At 42.9% G+C, this 15,808-nt stretch carries 9 protein-coding genes; 4 read left to right on the forward strand and 5 right to left on the reverse strand.

Going from position 1 to position 15,808, the window contains the following annotated elements; all coding sequences use genetic code 11:
- The first annotated feature begins 418 nt into the window (after nucleotides 1-418).
- Both PN447_RS12065 and PN447_RS12070 read left to right on the forward strand, forming a co-directional pair.
- Complete coding sequence (locus PN447_RS12065; RefSeq protein WP_271734137.1) at nucleotides 419-649, forward strand: NifU family protein; 231 nt, start codon at nucleotides 419-421, stop codon at nucleotides 647-649.
- Nucleotides 650-724: 75 nt separating this feature from the next.
- A complete protein-coding gene (locus PN447_RS12070) occupies nucleotides 725-2,959 on the forward strand; it encodes a glycoside hydrolase (protein WP_271763276.1) in 2,235 nt (744 codons plus the stop codon).
- A gap of 58 nt (nucleotides 2,960-3,017) precedes the next feature.
- On the opposite strand, the gene PN447_RS12075 is transcribed toward PN447_RS12070, so the two are convergent.
- The 4 genes from PN447_RS12075 to PN447_RS12090 all read right to left on the reverse strand — a co-directional run bounded on the left by PN447_RS12075 (nucleotide 3,018) and on the right by PN447_RS12090 (nucleotide 13,073).
- Nucleotides 3,018-4,583, reverse strand: a complete 1,566-nt coding sequence (locus PN447_RS12075; RefSeq protein WP_271763277.1) for an HlyD family efflux transporter periplasmic adaptor subunit — start codon at nucleotides 4,581-4,583, stop codon at nucleotides 3,018-3,020.
- Between the two features lie 48 nt (nucleotides 4,584-4,631).
- Entirely contained in the window at nucleotides 4,632-7,634 is a 3,003-nt protein-coding gene (locus tag PN447_RS12080; RefSeq protein ID WP_271763279.1) for a peptidase domain-containing ABC transporter, read from the reverse strand.
- An 85-nt stretch (nucleotides 7,635-7,719) separates the two neighbouring features.
- Nucleotides 7,720-8,472: a peptidylprolyl isomerase gene (locus PN447_RS12085; protein WP_271763280.1), complete on the reverse strand. Its 753-nt coding sequence runs from the start codon at nucleotides 8,470-8,472 to the stop codon at nucleotides 7,720-7,722.
- Between the two features lie 485 nt (nucleotides 8,473-8,957).
- Complete coding sequence (locus tag PN447_RS12090; RefSeq protein WP_271763284.1) at nucleotides 8,958-13,073, reverse strand: glycerophosphodiester phosphodiesterase family protein; 4,116 nt, start codon at nucleotides 13,071-13,073, stop codon at nucleotides 8,958-8,960.
- Between the two features lie 418 nt (nucleotides 13,074-13,491).
- Between PN447_RS12090 and PN447_RS12095 the strand changes: the two genes are divergently transcribed.
- Nucleotides 13,492-14,031 carry a Dps family protein gene (locus PN447_RS12095; protein ID WP_271763281.1) on the forward strand — a complete coding sequence of 180 codons (540 nt, stop codon included), beginning with the start codon at nucleotides 13,492-13,494 and terminating at the stop codon, nucleotides 14,029-14,031.
- Nucleotides 14,032-14,079: 48 nt separating this feature from the next.
- Nucleotides 14,080-14,847: a ChaB family protein gene (locus tag PN447_RS12100; RefSeq protein ID WP_271763283.1), complete on the forward strand. Its 768-nt coding sequence runs from the start codon at nucleotides 14,080-14,082 to the stop codon at nucleotides 14,845-14,847.
- 140 nt (nucleotides 14,848-14,987) lie between these two features.
- Here the strand turns inward: PN447_RS12100 and PN447_RS12105 are convergent, their stop codons facing one another.
- A complete protein-coding gene (locus PN447_RS12105) occupies nucleotides 14,988-15,260 on the reverse strand; it encodes a GlsB/YeaQ/YmgE family stress response membrane protein (protein WP_271763285.1) in 273 nt (90 codons plus the stop codon).
- Between the last annotated feature and the right edge of the window lie 548 nt (nucleotides 15,261-15,808).

The raw sequence follows: 15,808 nt of genomic DNA on the forward strand, positions 1-15,808 counted from the left end.
GTTTCTTTACGGGAACCGCCAAACTGGATAATTTTGGCTACTTCTGCTTGGTACTGGCTAATCAAAAGTCTGGACATGGGAAACTAGGGGATATACAAGGGCAGAAATTTAAATATAGAGGATAGCTGTTAGTAATTTAGCAGACAGTTTATTAAAATTTATACAAGTGTAAATAACTTTAAGTTAGAATAACTGTCAGTTTGTCATCTATCTTAGGGTAGAGATATAGATCCGGGGCTGGTTTTGCTGTGGGTGAGAAGATTTTGCCGTTAAGTTTCACACTTTGGTAATATACCAAGAGACGATCATGAAGCTTGATTGGGTAGCTCCGTCAAATCTCTAATCTAAGGTAAATTATATCTAAAATTAAGTGATTCAAGTTTGAAGATCACAATTTTCCTAACAACAGAGGTATCAAATGGAACTGACAATTGAAAACGTCGAAACAGTTTTAGATGAAATGCGCCCTTACCTCATGTCTGATGGGGGTAACGTGGAACTGGTAGAACTGGAAGGGCCAATTGTGAAACTGAGATTACAAGGTGCTTGCGGTTCTTGTCCCAGTTCCGCCATGACCTTGAGAATGGGTATTGAACGTCGCCTTAAGGAAATGATTCCGGAAATCGCAGAAATTGAGCAAGTAGTTTAGTGTCTGGGGTGATGGGGATGGGTATTTCCTTGTCCCCATTACCCAGACCCCATTCTGTATATACCATAATTCACTATGTCTCATCCATTACACATCGCTTTTATTTGGCATCAACACCAGCCGCTGTACAAGTCCCCTAACAGCGGCGTTTCCCTTTCTACCAGTCAGCATTATCGCCTACCTTGGGTGCGATTGCATGGCACTAAAGATTATTTAGATTTAATATTAATTCTGGAAAAATATCCGAAATTACACCAGACAGTAAATTTAGTGCCGTCATTAATTTTACAACTGGAAGATTACATTGCTGGCACTGCTTTTGACCCCTATCTCACGGCGAGTTTAACCCCAGATGCACAGATAACTGACCAACAACGAGAATTTATTATCCAACACTTTTTTGATGCTAACCATCATACCTTGATCGACCCCCATCCCCGTTATGCCGAGTTGTATTACCAAAGACAGGAAAAAGGGCAAGATTGGTGTTTAGCTAATTGGCAGTTAGCAGATTACGGCGATTTACTGGCTTGGCATAATCTGGCGTGGATTGATCCCCTGTTTTGGGATGACCCGGAAATTGCCGCTTGGTTAGAACAAGGACGTAATTTTACCTTAAGCGATCGCCAGCGCATATATACCAAACAGAGGGAAATTCTCAGCCGGATTATCCCCCAGCACCGGAAAATGCAAGCATCCGGACAGCTAGAAGTCACCACCACCCCCTACACTCACCCCATTTTACCCTTACTAGCTGATACCAACTCAGGGCGAGTAGCAGTACCCGAAATGAGACTACCTCAGCGACGGTTTAACTGGCCCCACGACATTAAGCGCCACTTACAAAAGGCTTGGGACCTATATACAGACCGTTTTGGGCAAGAACCACGGGGTTTATGGCCTTCAGAACAATCAGTCAGCCCGGAAATTTTGCCATATATTATTAAACAAGGGTTTAAGTGGATTTGCTCAGATGAAGCGGCTTTAGGGTGGTCGCTGAAACACTTTTTTCACCGGGATGCAGCCGGAAACGTCCAGGAGCCAGAATTATTATACAGACCCTATCGCTTGGCAACTCCCGCCGGTGATGTAGCAATTGTGTTTCGTGACCACAGATTATCAGATTTAATTGGCTTTACCTACAGTTCCATGCCCCCCAAACAGGCCGTAGCTGACCTAGTGGGACACCTGCAAGCGATCGCGAAAATGCAAAGAGAAAGCCACAGCGAAGAACCTTGGCTAGTTACCATTGCCTTAGATGGAGAAAACTGCTGGGAATTTTACCCCCAAGATGGTAAACCCTTCCTAGAAGCATTGTATCAAACCCTCAGCAACGAACCCCATCTTAAACTTGTCACCGTCTCAGAATTTCTCGAAAAGTTTCCCGCCACTACCACTATTCCCGCCGAACAGCTACATAGTGGTTCTTGGGTAGATGGTAGCTTTACTACCTGGATTGGTGACCCTGTAAAAAATCGTGCCTGGGACTACCTAACCCACGCCAGAGAAACCCTCGCCCAACATCCCGAAGCCACCGAAGAAAACAACCCAGAAGCATGGGAAGCCTTATACGCTGCCGAGGGTTCCGATTGGTTCTGGTGGTTTGGCGAAGGACATTCTTCAAATCAAGATGCCATATTTGACCAGTTATTTCGGGAACACCTATTAGGAATTTACACAGCCTTAAATGAACCAGCACCCTCTTATCTCCAGAAACCTCTAGAGATTCACGCAGCCCGAACCGACCATAAGCCACAAGGGTTTATTCATCCGGTCATTGATGGTAAAGGTGATGAACAGGACTGGGACAAAGCCGGACGCATAGAAATCGGCGGGGCGCGGGGAACCATGCACAATAGCAGCGTCATTCAGAGACTGTGGTATGGCGTAGATCACCTAAATTTCTATGTGCGGGTGGACTTTAAAAATGGCGTTATCCCCGGACGAGATTTACCTCAAGAGTTGAATTTGTTGTGGTTCTATCCCCATAGAACAATGCACAATAGCCCCATCATCATGGCAGATGTGCCAGATATCCCCCCCCTTAACTACCTGTACCACCACCATTTAGAAATTAACTTACTCACCGAATCAATTCAGTTTCACGAAGCCGCAGAACACCATCAATGGTATCCCCGTTTTAGCCGCGCCCAAGTCGCTTTCAAGAATTGCTTAGAAATTGCCGTACCGTGGGCTGATTTGCAAATTTCCCCAGATTATCCCGTGCGTCTGATTTTAGTATTGGCTGATGAAGGATGTTTCCGCGACTATTTGCCAGAAAACGGTTTGATTCCCATTGAAGTCCCATAAATCTCAATTATTCTTCATGGTGGGTTAACAACCGCACTAACCCACCCTACTGAAAAAATTAACGTACCTCTTTCAAACTATCAAATTGTTTATTAAACATCTCAGTAAATAGATTCATGACTGTACGGTCTTCACGGACTCTAATATTAGCGGAGATTGACATTCCCGACTGCAAGGATATCTTTCTACCATGAGCATCTAAATATTGTTTATCTAAACTAATTGTAGCGGGGAATCTATAAAATTGATATATTTGGTCTGGTGGTAATGCATCAGAGCCTATACTAGTCACTTGTCCTTTAATGTCGCCAAACTGACTGAAAGGAAATGACTCAATTCTCACATCAGTCTTCATTCCTTCCCGGACGAAACCAATATCTCTATTGGTGATAAATACCTCAGCCAGAAAGTTATCATCAGGCACAATTTGCACCAAGGTTTGACTAGCATTGGCTACAAAACCAGGTGTTTTTGCTTGTAATTCAAAAATTGTTCCGCCCACAGGAGCGCGAAGTTCTTGATATTCAAAGTTTAACTGAACTTGAGAGATTTTACTATTTACATCTGCCAATCTTTGGTCATTACTTAGCAAAATTCTCATGAATTGGCTATCGATTTCGGCAATACGTTTTTTATTATCAGCTATTTTTTCTAAAACACTTTTACCGGATGCAGCTACAGTATTTTTGAGTTGTTCCTGTCTTTGCTCAATGCTAAACTGTAGACGTTGTAACTCCTGCTCTAATTGGTCTACTTCAGCGGTGAGGCGTTGTACCTGTTGTTGCTGATTGAGATACTGTAGCTGAGAGATACCACCTTCTTCTGCTAAGATTTTAATTTTATCTAAAATCTGTTGCTGGATAGCCAAGCTAGATTGAGTATCACTCTTTCTCACTCGTATTTGAGCCAGTTCTTTTCTCGTTTTCTCTACTTCCAACTGTGCTGCTGCGGAGCGAGAATCAAATTCTTTTTGAGCAAATTGTAACCGTTGCTGTTCATCAACTCCTAAACCTGCAACTGTATTCAAGTTACTCAATTCAGCACGTAACAACTCATTTTCATTAACTAACGCTGTCCTACTTTTTAACAGAAATTCGGCATTTGCTGGTAACTTAGCCCGGATAAACTCCAATTCTGATGCTGTTGTATAACTATTTGCCATTAAGCGACGATAAATTTCGTTTTCCTCAATTAAGGCTTGGCGAATGTTATTTAATGAATCTAATTCAGCAACAGTAGCCACAGTTTCAAAAGTTAGCAGCAAGTCTCCAGGGTTGACTTTTTGCCCATCTTTGACATGAACCGATTTTACCACCCCATTCACAGGGGCTTGAACTTCTTTGATACTCCCTTGCGGCTTGAGTTGACCTGTAGCAGGGACTACTTGCTCAATTTTGGCGAAATAAGCCCAAGTAATTCCAAAACAAGCTAACAATATCAAAGACAGCATAATTGTGCGTGACAAAATTGGCGACTGGCGCAACAAAACTGCTTGATCAAAATTAACATAGTTAGGATTTGCTACAGGCCGACTAGGAACTTTCACCGGAGATGTAAGTACCTCTGATTCGGGATTTAATCCGGTTTTTTTCTTACCGTTACCATTGCCATTAAGTTGAATCATGATGATGTTATTTTTGTTATTTTATTGGGGGTCAAGTTTTGAATGCATTTAAGAATTAACTTCTTGTTGTTGGTAAAGATGAAAATAATTACCTTTAGCAGCCATTAATTCTTGATGGCTTCCTTGTTCTATAACCCTACCATTCTCCATGACAACAATCATATCTGCATGGCTGACAGTATTCAGCCTGTGGGTGATAAAGAATACCGTATTATCTTTGTATGCTCGAGCTAAATTTAGACAAACTTGTCGCTCTGTGGGATAGTCCAGAGCGCTGGTGGCTTCGTCTAAAACTAATAGTTTTGGTCGTTGTAAAATAGAACGAGCGATCGCAATTCTTTGTCGTTGTCCCCCTGAAAGTCCAGCACCGCGCTCCCCTACCCTTGTGTTGTAGCCGTTGGGTAAGGACATAATAAAATCGTGAGCCGCCGCAATGCGAGCAGCCTCAATGATTTCGTCGGTGGTAGAATCAGGATTCGTCAGGGAAATATTTTCCAAGACCGTACCATCAAATAAGAGTGTTTCTTGGGGAACTACCCCCACCTGTCGCCGCAGAGAATACAGTTCCACTTTAGAAATATCGTAACCATCAACCAAGATTCTGCCAGACTCCACCTCATATAGTCTCAGCAGTAACTTCATCATGGTACTTTTACCAGAACCACTCTGCCCAACAATACCAATAAATTTACCCGATGGAATATCAAGGCTGACATTAGAAAGTTGTAGCGGTCCACTGGTTTGAAACCGGAAGGAAACATTGTCAAAGGTCACCTTTCCTGATATTTCAGGTAAGGGAATATTTTGGCGGTCTGCTTCGGCTTCTTCTGGTGTATCGACAATATCGCTTAAACGTTCTAGAGATAAAGCAGTTTCTTGGAAGCTTTGCCAGAGTTGCGCTAAACGTAATATGGGGCTAGTTACGTAACCTGATATAATCCTAAAGGCGATTAACTCACCTAAAGTTAGTTGTCCTTGGAGTACTAAATAAGAACCCATCCACAAGACTAGCAAGCTACTAAGTTTATTCAGAAAACTACTAGTAGAATTAGCCAGGGTGGAAGTGATCACGGTTTTAAACCCGGCGGCTACATACCGAGCATAACGTTCTTGCCAGGAGAAACGCGATTGCAATTCAATATTTTGCGCTTTTACTGTTTGAATACCCGACATTACCTCAACTAAATAGGATTGAGTGTGGGCGTTGCGTTCAGCTTTGGTACGTAACTGTTTGCTAATGGTGGGGGAAGCAATTAAGGTGAGGAGCACAAATATAGGAACTGTACCCAAACCTACTAAGGTGAGCTGCCAACTATAAAACACCATCACGATAATATAAATTATCGAAAATACCGCATCTAATACTACTGTTAAAGCAGTACCAGTGAGAAACTGACGAATATTTTCTAATTCATTGATGCGGGTGGCTAGTTCACCTACAGGTCGGCGTTCAAAATAACGCAGGGGTAACCGCAGCAAGTGGTCGATAATTTGCGACCCCAAACTCATATCAATGCGGTTGGTCGTATCGACAAATAGATAAGTTCTTAATGTGGTCAGTAAGGCTTCAAACACACCCACCACTAAGAGCAAAATCCCTAAAACATTTAGGGTACTAATGCTATTTTGAACTATAACTTTATCGATAATTAACTGAATGACCAGGGGGTTAGCTAGCTGGGCTAGTTGGACAAAAAACGAAGCAATAAAAACCTCTATGAGAACTCGCCGATGCTTGGAAAGATAAGGAATAAACCATTGGATACCAAAGCGCTCTTGCGGTGTTTCTTTGGTAGTAGCTACCAATAAAACTCTCACCTGGGGAGGTAAGTTGTTTTCGTCAACACTTAATTTGGCTACAAATTCGGCTGTTTTACAGCGGACAATTCCTTGGGAGGGAACACCTACAACAATACTATTAGGGCTAGTTTCATATAAAACAGCATAACTACCATCATACTGAATTATGGCTGGTGTAGGAATACGCTCAATTGCCGCAACGGGTAGGTCTATTAATTGGGACTTGAGTCCGACTAATTCTCCTACATAAGCACAAGCTGGAAAGGATATACTACCTTGGCGTTTGATTTGCTCATTTAAGATGCGACGAAGCACCTCCCGGCGAAAGGGCATTTTTAGGTGTTTCGAGAGCATTTGTAAGCAAGCAAGAACTGTATCTAATTCCCCCTTACCTCGAAAAAATGGGTAATTTTGACGTTTTTGTTGACCTTTCTGTTGTGGGGATGGTTGAGACTGGCTAAGTTCTCCAGATCTTATGTAGGGGATATCTAAGTCAACGGTGACGATTCCTTGAGTATCCTTATGGTTATCAACTCTCGCTTCATGAGTATTTAAAAACGATAAATCCGCCGGCGAAAACCCAATTAACCGTGCGGGAATTTTTCCTTTGACTTCAATGGAGTCACTCACTTCTAAGGGAGATCCAGGGGGAGAGTTGGTGACTGTCCCACCGCCACTGACAAACCAGATTTTCTCTCTATCCAGTTGGTGGTGGCGATTTTTACCGGGACTAAGGTAATTTATTTGGACATTTGCTAAGGCTTGCTCAGTAATTTCTCGCAGGTTAGAAACTGTGTTGGCTTGCTGTTTGATCTGGGGACTCAAAACATCAAAAACTTCTGCCAAATGGCTTTGGTTTAACCTTACATTGGCAAATTCTGGGTAAGCAGCAAGAAGCTGTAAGTAGTCCGCCGCACTCACGCTTAAACAGATGACTTCAGTGGATGCGATCGCTGTTTCACAAGCTACTTCTCGTAACAAGCTGATTTCCCCCAGAATTGACCCTGGTTGCAGCAATTTCAGGGTAGTGGGGGTTTGGGTTTGCGGGTCGTATCCTAATAAGCGTATTTGTCCCTCAAACAGAATTGTCACTTGTTCGGGGAGTTGCTCTTGGCTAATAATTTTACGCCCCGTACGTTGGCGCCAAACTTGTAGTTTTTCCGATAGCCCGGCAATTACTTGAGTTGGTAATTGCTCAAAGCCTTCCAGACTAGCAATAAATTCTTGAAAGGTACTCTTAGTATAAGTCATTCTTATAGTAGCTGGTGACGTTGATTGATAATTTCCTGGTAGTTGAATAGTTATAACTATGTCTTACCAATATCGCAAGTAGTTTTTAAGTGTTGTAAGGATTATGATCGGCAATTTTAGCCTTTAACCAAGCTTGAAAACGTTCATTCAACAGCCTCTGTCGTAGTGTGGGGTCTAACTGAGATGGCAGTAATTTTTCTAAGCGAACAATGACTATCCAGTTCTCTAATTGAGTAGGGGCTAATAGCTGTTGTGGTTGGGTACTAGCCAATATTTTGCCTAACATAGGATGGATGGATTGTAACTCTACAGGCCCGACTAAGCCATTGGTCTGTGCTTCTGGTCCTTGAGAATATTCTCGTGCCAATTCGCCAAAAGTTTGTTCTCCTGCTTGAATGCGGAAGTAGATTTCCTGAGCTACACCAATATCATTAGTCCGGATTAGGGAATAAATCACCCGATCTAATTGAGATTTGCGTTGGAAAAAATAAGCATCTAAATCCCCTCCCCAGGTAATTTGTTTAAATTTTTCCAGTTTGAATTGGCGAATGGCTATGGCCCTAAATTTCTCATCACTCAAATTATTTTGTTCTAGCCAACGCTGACGTAGTTCCTCAGAAGTGAGTTGATATTGATGGGCCAATTGTTCCCCGGCACTTTTCTCTTCTTCTGGCGTACAGTCAATGTCGGCTATGGCCTGGTCAATCACCATTTCTTTGATTAAAGCTGGTAGCAATTGGTATTCTTCGAGCAATTGCAAAATTTCTGCTGTGGAAAAATTACTGAGGTCACTGGTAGTTTGTTGCCACAGGTTTTCCGATTGTATAACTGCTGTCATATCACTTTATAAACAATAGTCTTCAAAAGAACAATGAACAAATCTTGACTACGTACTCATTGGTTCCACTTAGGTAGACACAGCAGCCCAGATGTCACGCCTATATTAGGTGTGTTTAGCTAAGAACTCAGGGTGAACCGTAGCGGATTGATTACAGGTATTATCTGGCTATTATGATGTATGAGGCACATATAGCATACTTTATGACTTGAATACAAGTAAATAAGCATAGATAAATCCACCAAATATTTACGAGATATGGATGGTGCTGGTGATGGTATTCATACGGTATTTATTTAATTATAATTTGCAAGAATACTCATGTCGTTATAACCTTAATCCGCATGATTTGGCAAATCCCCAACACATAAGATCAATAATTTGCCCATAGAAGCTGATAGCCATACTTAATCAGTGGGCGGGTTTACCCCCACCCCTTCCGTAGTATTCACCACAGATAGGGATGGGATGACAACCGATGTTTGTTAGATGAAGAGGAATTGCTGAGTATTGCTCAAGTCAAGCTGAGTTGGGCTGATACCTTCTATTAGTGCCACATCGGCACCGCCAACTTGAATCAGGGTATTTCCCATCCGACCTAGGAGATTTACTTGGTTAGAAGTAATGCCACCCATACCGATGCGGTCTACTCCCACCTCAAAGTCCTTGACTACATTGGTCGCACTAGGTAAAGAACCAGCAACCACCAGCCAGAAGTTATCTGCGCCTTCACCGCCCCAGAGTAAGTTATTACCCCCTTGACCTGCATAGAGGCTATCATTACCATCACCACCAAACAGGCGATCGCTCACCGTAGAAAACAATTGGTCATCCCCAGACCCCCCATACAGCCGATTATGACCATCCGGGCTAGAACGCAGCACATCCCGACCGGAACCACCAAAGAGCATCTGACCCCGGCCTTCTGCTACCTGTAACCTGTCATGGTCTGCCCCACCCAGGAGCATATTCGTGCTGTTCGCTTCCACAACCATCAGGGTATCATTACCCCGACCCCCATCGAGCACAGTACCACCCACAGCACCCTGGGACCCTAGATATAGGGTATCATCTCCGTCACCACCACTTGCATAGCTGTTACTGCCCATAGAGATCACATCATCACCGCGACCAGAATTAACGGTTACATTTGATGTCAAACTAGCTTCCACCGTATCATTACCATTTCCGGTAAAAACAGTGACTCCAGATTGATTACTATTAAGGATGAGGTCATCATTATTGGCTGTACCCATAACCACCCCAGGACTGGGCAAATTTAGCGGATCTTCCAAACGTAAGAGAATGATTTCATTGTTATCTATAGCTGGTGGTCTACCCACTGAAAACGGATAATTATTATCGTTAGTCAGCAGTAGTGTATTTTCATCAATCACCAGCACAGCCTCAATAGTCACGAAGGGGAAGGTAAATATAGTGTTACCATCTCCATTCAAATCATTGGGGTCGCTGATATTGAGTAAATCAACGATTTCCTCCTTAGACACAAAACCATTAGCATCAATTTGGGAGAAATCCACCTTGAATACCTTCTTAAACTGAGCCGTTGGACCTTGACCGTTGTCCCGTTCAATCACCAGAAATTCATTGTCATTGACCACCGTTAATGCACCGATCGCATGGTTAGGTTGTGCCATGGGGTAGTAGCCCACCAGACCCTGAAATTCCTTCGATTGGGCATCAAATCTATAAATCCGCAGAGAATTAGCTGGGTCACCTAAAACAGTACCCTCGAGCATGGGATAGATGGTTTTCTTGTCTGGACTGATAGCCATACCTTCAAATCCCCGAGACCGAGCCAGATTGGAGAACACCGGTTCACCCAGGGATTGTTGTACAACTAAGCTATTAGTTCCGGGGAAATCGCTAAAGAAACCATCCACGCCCAAATCGAGGAACTGTTGATATTCTAGTTTGGGGTCACCATTGTACTCCGCAGCCAGAAAAATATCTTCATCGCGGAAAGTGTAGGGGTGTAGAACTAACCCCACTGCGTGGGCATCTTGTACTAAGGTAGTGGGTGCTTGGAGTTGACCACCTACACTAGGGACAATGAGGCGCTTGTTAGGACCAATACCAGCGGCGTAGGTGGAAATCTCAGCTAACTGTTCAGGGCGAGTCAAATCACCGTAGGTGCGGGGGTCACCACTGACCACGAAATCATAGGGCCGACCACTAGCACCACCCAGCAATTGTACCAAGGGGATATCAACGCCAGCCGCAGGCATAATGGTCTGTTTCAATTCCTTGAGATTACCTACCTCAAAAGACTGAATAAATATCCGTGATGGGTCTGTAAAGTTTTCTGCCACTAAAGTGTCAATTAGTACTTGACCCAAATTGATATTGATGGGTGTTGTACCATCTAACAGAGTACCTTGGGTCGCAAAGAAAGTCGGATGCTTGGTTTCGGGATAAATACCAATTTTACGACCAGTTTCTACTTCTACTTGCTTCACCAAGTCGATAATTTCTTCCAAGGTGGGAACCTTCAACCCATCATTATCAAAGCTAGTTCCCCGTAAATCTGGTAACCGCTCGATGGAATTGAGGGTTTTGATTTCTGCTAGGGTGAAATCTTCACTAAACCAACCCCTATATGTACGGCCATCTATGGTTTTAGTAGTCAGGCGGTCAGCAAATTCTGGACGGTCGTTGACATCCGTACTGGTGACAGTTCTATTCACTGAACCATCTTGATTAAGAAGTGCTAAGGCGTTTTCATGACGGGCTATTAAATAGCCATCTTTAGTTGGTACTAAATCAGGTTCAATGAAATCAGCACCATCAGCGATCGCCAGTTTATATGCTTCTAGAGTGTGTTCCGGACGTAAACCACTAGCTCCCCGGTGGCCAATCACCAAAGGTGCAGTACCGTCTAAAGTAGCAAATTCAGGAGGTAACAGACTGGGGTTATCAGGAGAAATAACCAACGCTCCAGTTAATTGGTCACGCACTTGGTTACCCGTACCCGGAAAGTCTGTAAAGTAACCATCAATGCCTAACTGGATGAAATCTATATATTCCTGGGCTGGATTACCGTTATAATTTGCCGCTAGAAACCTCCCTTCGTTACGGAAGGTATAAGGATGTACCACCAAACCCGCAGCATGGGCATCTTGCACCAGACTTGTAGGTGAGGTAGTCGTTTTATCAGCATCATTGACTACACCATCACCATTGACATCATCCGCTAGACCGTCACCATTAGAATCCACCCCTTGAACCGAGATAATCATCCGTTTCCATGGGCCAATACCAGAGGCGTAGCTGGCGATTTCTTCTAGTCCTGCTGCTGTCCGCAGGTCAGCATAGGTGCGCGGGTCGCCACTCACTACAAAGTCGTAGGGTTGAATTTCACTTAATGAACCATCTAAGTTAACACCCCCTGCATCTAATAACTGAACTAGGGGAATATCCGTTAGTTGACTCAGCTTTTTCAGGTTACCAACTTCAAAGGATTGGATGTAAATCCGTGAGGGGTCGGTGAAACCAGTTTGTTCTAGAGTTGCTAATAAAGGTTCTTCCAGGGACAGACCCAGGTCATTGTGGAAAGTGGGATGTTTGGTTTCCGGATAAATACCTATTTTCTTACCTGTATCAGCTTCTATCTGTTGAACTAACTCAATGATTTCCTCAAAAGTCGGAATTTCATAGATACCATTAAATACTTGAGGACGGTAGCCCTGGGGCATAATCGCCCGTAAGGTTTTGATTTCTGCTAGGGTGAAGTCAGAAGCAAAAAAACCTTCTTCGGCAACACCATCAACTATTTTGGTAGTCCGTCGATCGCTAAATTCTGGACGGGAGGCCACATCAGTGGTGGCGATCAGATTCGGCTCGTGACGCGCGATTAATACACCGTCCTTGGTAGAAACCAAATCAGGCTTAACAAAATCAGCGCCCCGTTCAACGGCTAGTTTATAGGCTCCTAGAGTATGCTCTGGTAGTTCTCCGCTAGCTCCTCGATGTCCAATCACAATGGGTGGTTTACCATCGAGAGTATTTAAACTGACGTAATTCGGTGTAGGAATGGGGGCCTGTAATAGCTTACCCGTGCTATCAAAGTGCAGGAGATAAGGACCAAATTCTTCTCCAATCCAGAAAGTCCCATCGGCTGCAACTACCAAGGATTCCAGGTCGAAATCTGCACCAGTTAACAGGCGATCGCTCGTGTTTTCGTTAACAATTGCGAAAGGAATCCTGTTGTCAGGGTCAGATAGTTGCACAAAACCCAACACATTAACAGTTGCATCACCCCCAGTGGTGGTGCGGAAGTTGGGGGTAGCGCGATAAATTCGCAGTAAATAATCAGGGCTATTAGCCTTACTACCAAAACCATTATCAGACATTAACCAGAAGGAATCAGCATCGGCTCTCTGGACTGAACTAAATCCCTGTATGGGCTGGCGCTCAAAGGGTATGACTCTACCATTGGTATTACCAGTAATAGCACTACCTGATGATGGACCATCAGCAAAAGTATCAGCAGGAAGAGAAGCAAAACCTATAAGTGTAACTTTCGGGTTGTTGGACTGTGACATAGGATTACGTGGTTGATTAGAAGTGCTGTCATTAATGGATCATGGGAAAGCATAAGCAATGTTTTCCCGGCTGGAAATTTCCAGTTGGTATTGAGGTTTGCTAATTCACGGTCTTAGTTAATCAACAAACCATAGGGATTTGACTAGATTGACACCTCATGACTTTTGGCAGCTGTCAATAGCATTACCGACTACAAAACCCCCCAAGTATTGCTAGTTACATTAACAATTTTGGGCAGTGATGATTAGGTTAGCTTGCTATTAGAATATTGGACGTTGATTAAGAATCAACTAGCAACAGGTTAAAAAATAAATAATTATCTATTAAGAGATACAAATAAATCTCACCATAGGTGGTAATTAATGATGCGGAAATGATCTTCCCCCTGGTTGATGTTGATTATATCTATATATCGGAAAATTTATACATAGGTTAGCTTAGGGATGGAAAGCAATGCGTATAATTAATATTGGTTTGACAAAAGAACAACGTCAGGGCGTGATGAATCTGTTGAATCAAGACTTAGCAGATTCCTACGTTCTGATAGTAAAAACCAAAAAGTACCATTGGGATGTTGTAGGGCCTCAGTTCCGTAGTTTGCATGAACTTTGGGAAGAACAGTATGAGAAATTGACTGAAAACATTGATGCTTTAGCAGAACGGATTCGGGCTTTGGGCGGGTTCCCTGTGGGTACAATGGGGGAATTTCTCAAGATTGCTACCCTCAAAGAACATAGCGGTGATTTACCCTTAGCAACAGAGATGGTAGCCCGATTGGTAGAAGATCATGAGCAGCTAATTCGGAATTTGCGGGACGATGTGGATCAGTGTAGTCAACAGTTTCATGATGAGGGAACTGCTGACTTTTTAACTGGACTCATGGAAGAGCATGAACAGATGGCTTGGATGCTGCGTTCATTCATTGAAGGACAAGCCTTAGAACCCAGCGGTGCACAACCAGAAGCAGAAACTAAAACCCCTGTGGGTGTATAGAAGTCAACCTCCCTAGTATTGCCAAAATAAGTTTTCAGGAGTATTTAAGTGCCAGAAGTTTATCAAGCAGAACGTACCATATCAGCCGTATTCAAAGAACAAAAGCAAATTGATCAGGTGATTCGACGTTTACTAGATAGGGGTGTACCTAGAGATAATATTTCCGTCATGGGCAAAGATTTCCAATCAGAAACGCGAATTTCTGGTTTTATTACTAAGAAAGATGTAATTCTAGGAGGCTTGAGAACAGGAGCTATTTTTGGCTCATTGTTTGGCTCGTTTCTCAGCTTACTAACTGGTGTGGGCGTACTGTTCGTTCCCTTTGTAGGCCCAATTGTAGCCGCAGGTCCGATAGGTGCGTTGTTGCTAGGTGCTGCTAGTGGAGCGATCGCAGGTAGCGCCGGCGCTGGACTAGTATCAGCCTTAACAGCTTGGGGGATGTCTGAAGACAAAGCCACAGTTTATCAAACACGCTTACAAGCTGGCCAGTTTATATTAATGGCAGAAGTGCCAAGCGATCGCCTGGGGGAATTTCAATTACTGATCGAAAGTTCTGGTGGTGAAGAAATTCACACAACTGATAAAACATTGACTCATCCTTGTTCTGGCCCATGTAACAGTCCAGATGACTTGTCTTTGGAAGTTCGCTCTCATCTTTCCCAAGCAGCTCAAGGAACATTCATGACTCGCTATAATGCCGTTTTGGAGCAGACCGGTGACGAGTTAATCTCTGAACAAGCCGGTTGGGAAGCTGTTCATGAACAGTTTGATGAAGATGAAACTGGTGTCTGGTCAAAAGCCAAGGTAAAGGTTTAGAGCAAATCACAGGTTAATCAAGGTTATCTCCAGATTTTTTCCTATTTTTTTTGTGACTCCACTCTTGATAAAAGAAGTGGAGTATTTAATATTTACTCCTATTAACTTGCATCTCATAACTACCATTGCTATGTTGGTAACTAATGACTAGTCCTACTAGTGAGCAAATCCCATAAAAAGATGGCAATTATTGCCCCAATAATAGCGACAATTAGACCAGGAATACTCAGAGTCGCCGCAGTAATTTGTAATCTTCCTGTTTCTAACAGAGTAGCAATAGTTCCCCCGATTAAAGCACCGACAATACCCAAGATCATAGTTGCAATGATTCCGCCACCCTGACGACCAGGATAAATAGCTTTAGCAATAGCCCCGGCAATTAAACCCAGAATTATCCAAGCAATGATGTTCATACCTAAAATTATCAAAAGGGTTACCAATAATTTATTAATTCCCATCTAGTATTCCTTCTACCAGAAGAGATAGCTACTAGGAATCATTAACAATAATCTCCCCTGATAACTAAGGAAAATTAATCTTGTTTTTATCAGCCGGTAATTTAATATTTCACAATATATTTAGAGGATGTTTGATAATTTTTCAACAGGTAATTTTTATCTTAGAGGATGTTTGGAAAGTATTAAACAGGTAATTTTTATATTAGGGAACAGGGAAGGATTGTGGAAGACACCGAAACAATAAAATCCAGTCCCCTCCCCTTACAAGGACAAGACTTGGTGGACAAGGTGGACAAGGTGACAAGGGAGAAAAACAGTACAAAGTCTGTATTTTTAGTAATAAAAATAGCCCCTTAAAATATCATTGTCCGTATAAAATCTTCCTTGTCCACTTTCCTTCCTTGTCTTCCTAGTCTTGCCTTCACAGATCATATTAAAAACCTACCCTTGCAAGGAGAGGGTGGGGTCAAACAATAGTTGATACACTAATCATGACTTGACAA

The organism is Anabaena sp. CS-542/02 (genome assembly GCF_028331085.1).
In the GTDB taxonomy this organism is placed as follows: Bacteria; Cyanobacteriota; Cyanobacteriia; order Cyanobacteriales; family Nostocaceae; genus Anabaenopsis; species Anabaenopsis arnoldii.

Excerpts from the sequence above, each read along its gene's own strand:
- PN447_RS12105 (WP_271763285.1), bottom strand. The coding sequence starts at position 15,260 with ATGAACATCATTGCTTGGATAATTCTGGGTTTAATTGCCGGGGCTATT.
- PN447_RS12065 (WP_271734137.1), top strand. The coding sequence starts at position 419 with ATGGAACTGACAATTGAAAACGTCGAAACAGTTTTAGATGAAATGCGC.
- PN447_RS12075 (WP_271763277.1), bottom strand. The coding sequence starts at position 4,583 with ATGATTCAACTTAATGGCAATGGTAACGGTAAGAAAAAAACCGGATTA.
- PN447_RS12095 (WP_271763281.1), top strand. The coding sequence starts at position 13,492 with ATGCGTATAATTAATATTGGTTTGACAAAAGAACAACGTCAGGGCGTG.
- PN447_RS12080 (WP_271763279.1), bottom strand. The coding sequence starts at position 7,634 with ATGACTTATACTAAGAGTACCTTTCAAGAATTTATTGCTAGTCTGGAA.
- PN447_RS12070 (WP_271763276.1), top strand. The coding sequence starts at position 725 with ATGTCTCATCCATTACACATCGCTTTTATTTGGCATCAACACCAGCCG.
- PN447_RS12085 (WP_271763280.1), bottom strand. The coding sequence starts at position 8,472 with ATGACAGCAGTTATACAATCGGAAAACCTGTGGCAACAAACTACCAGT.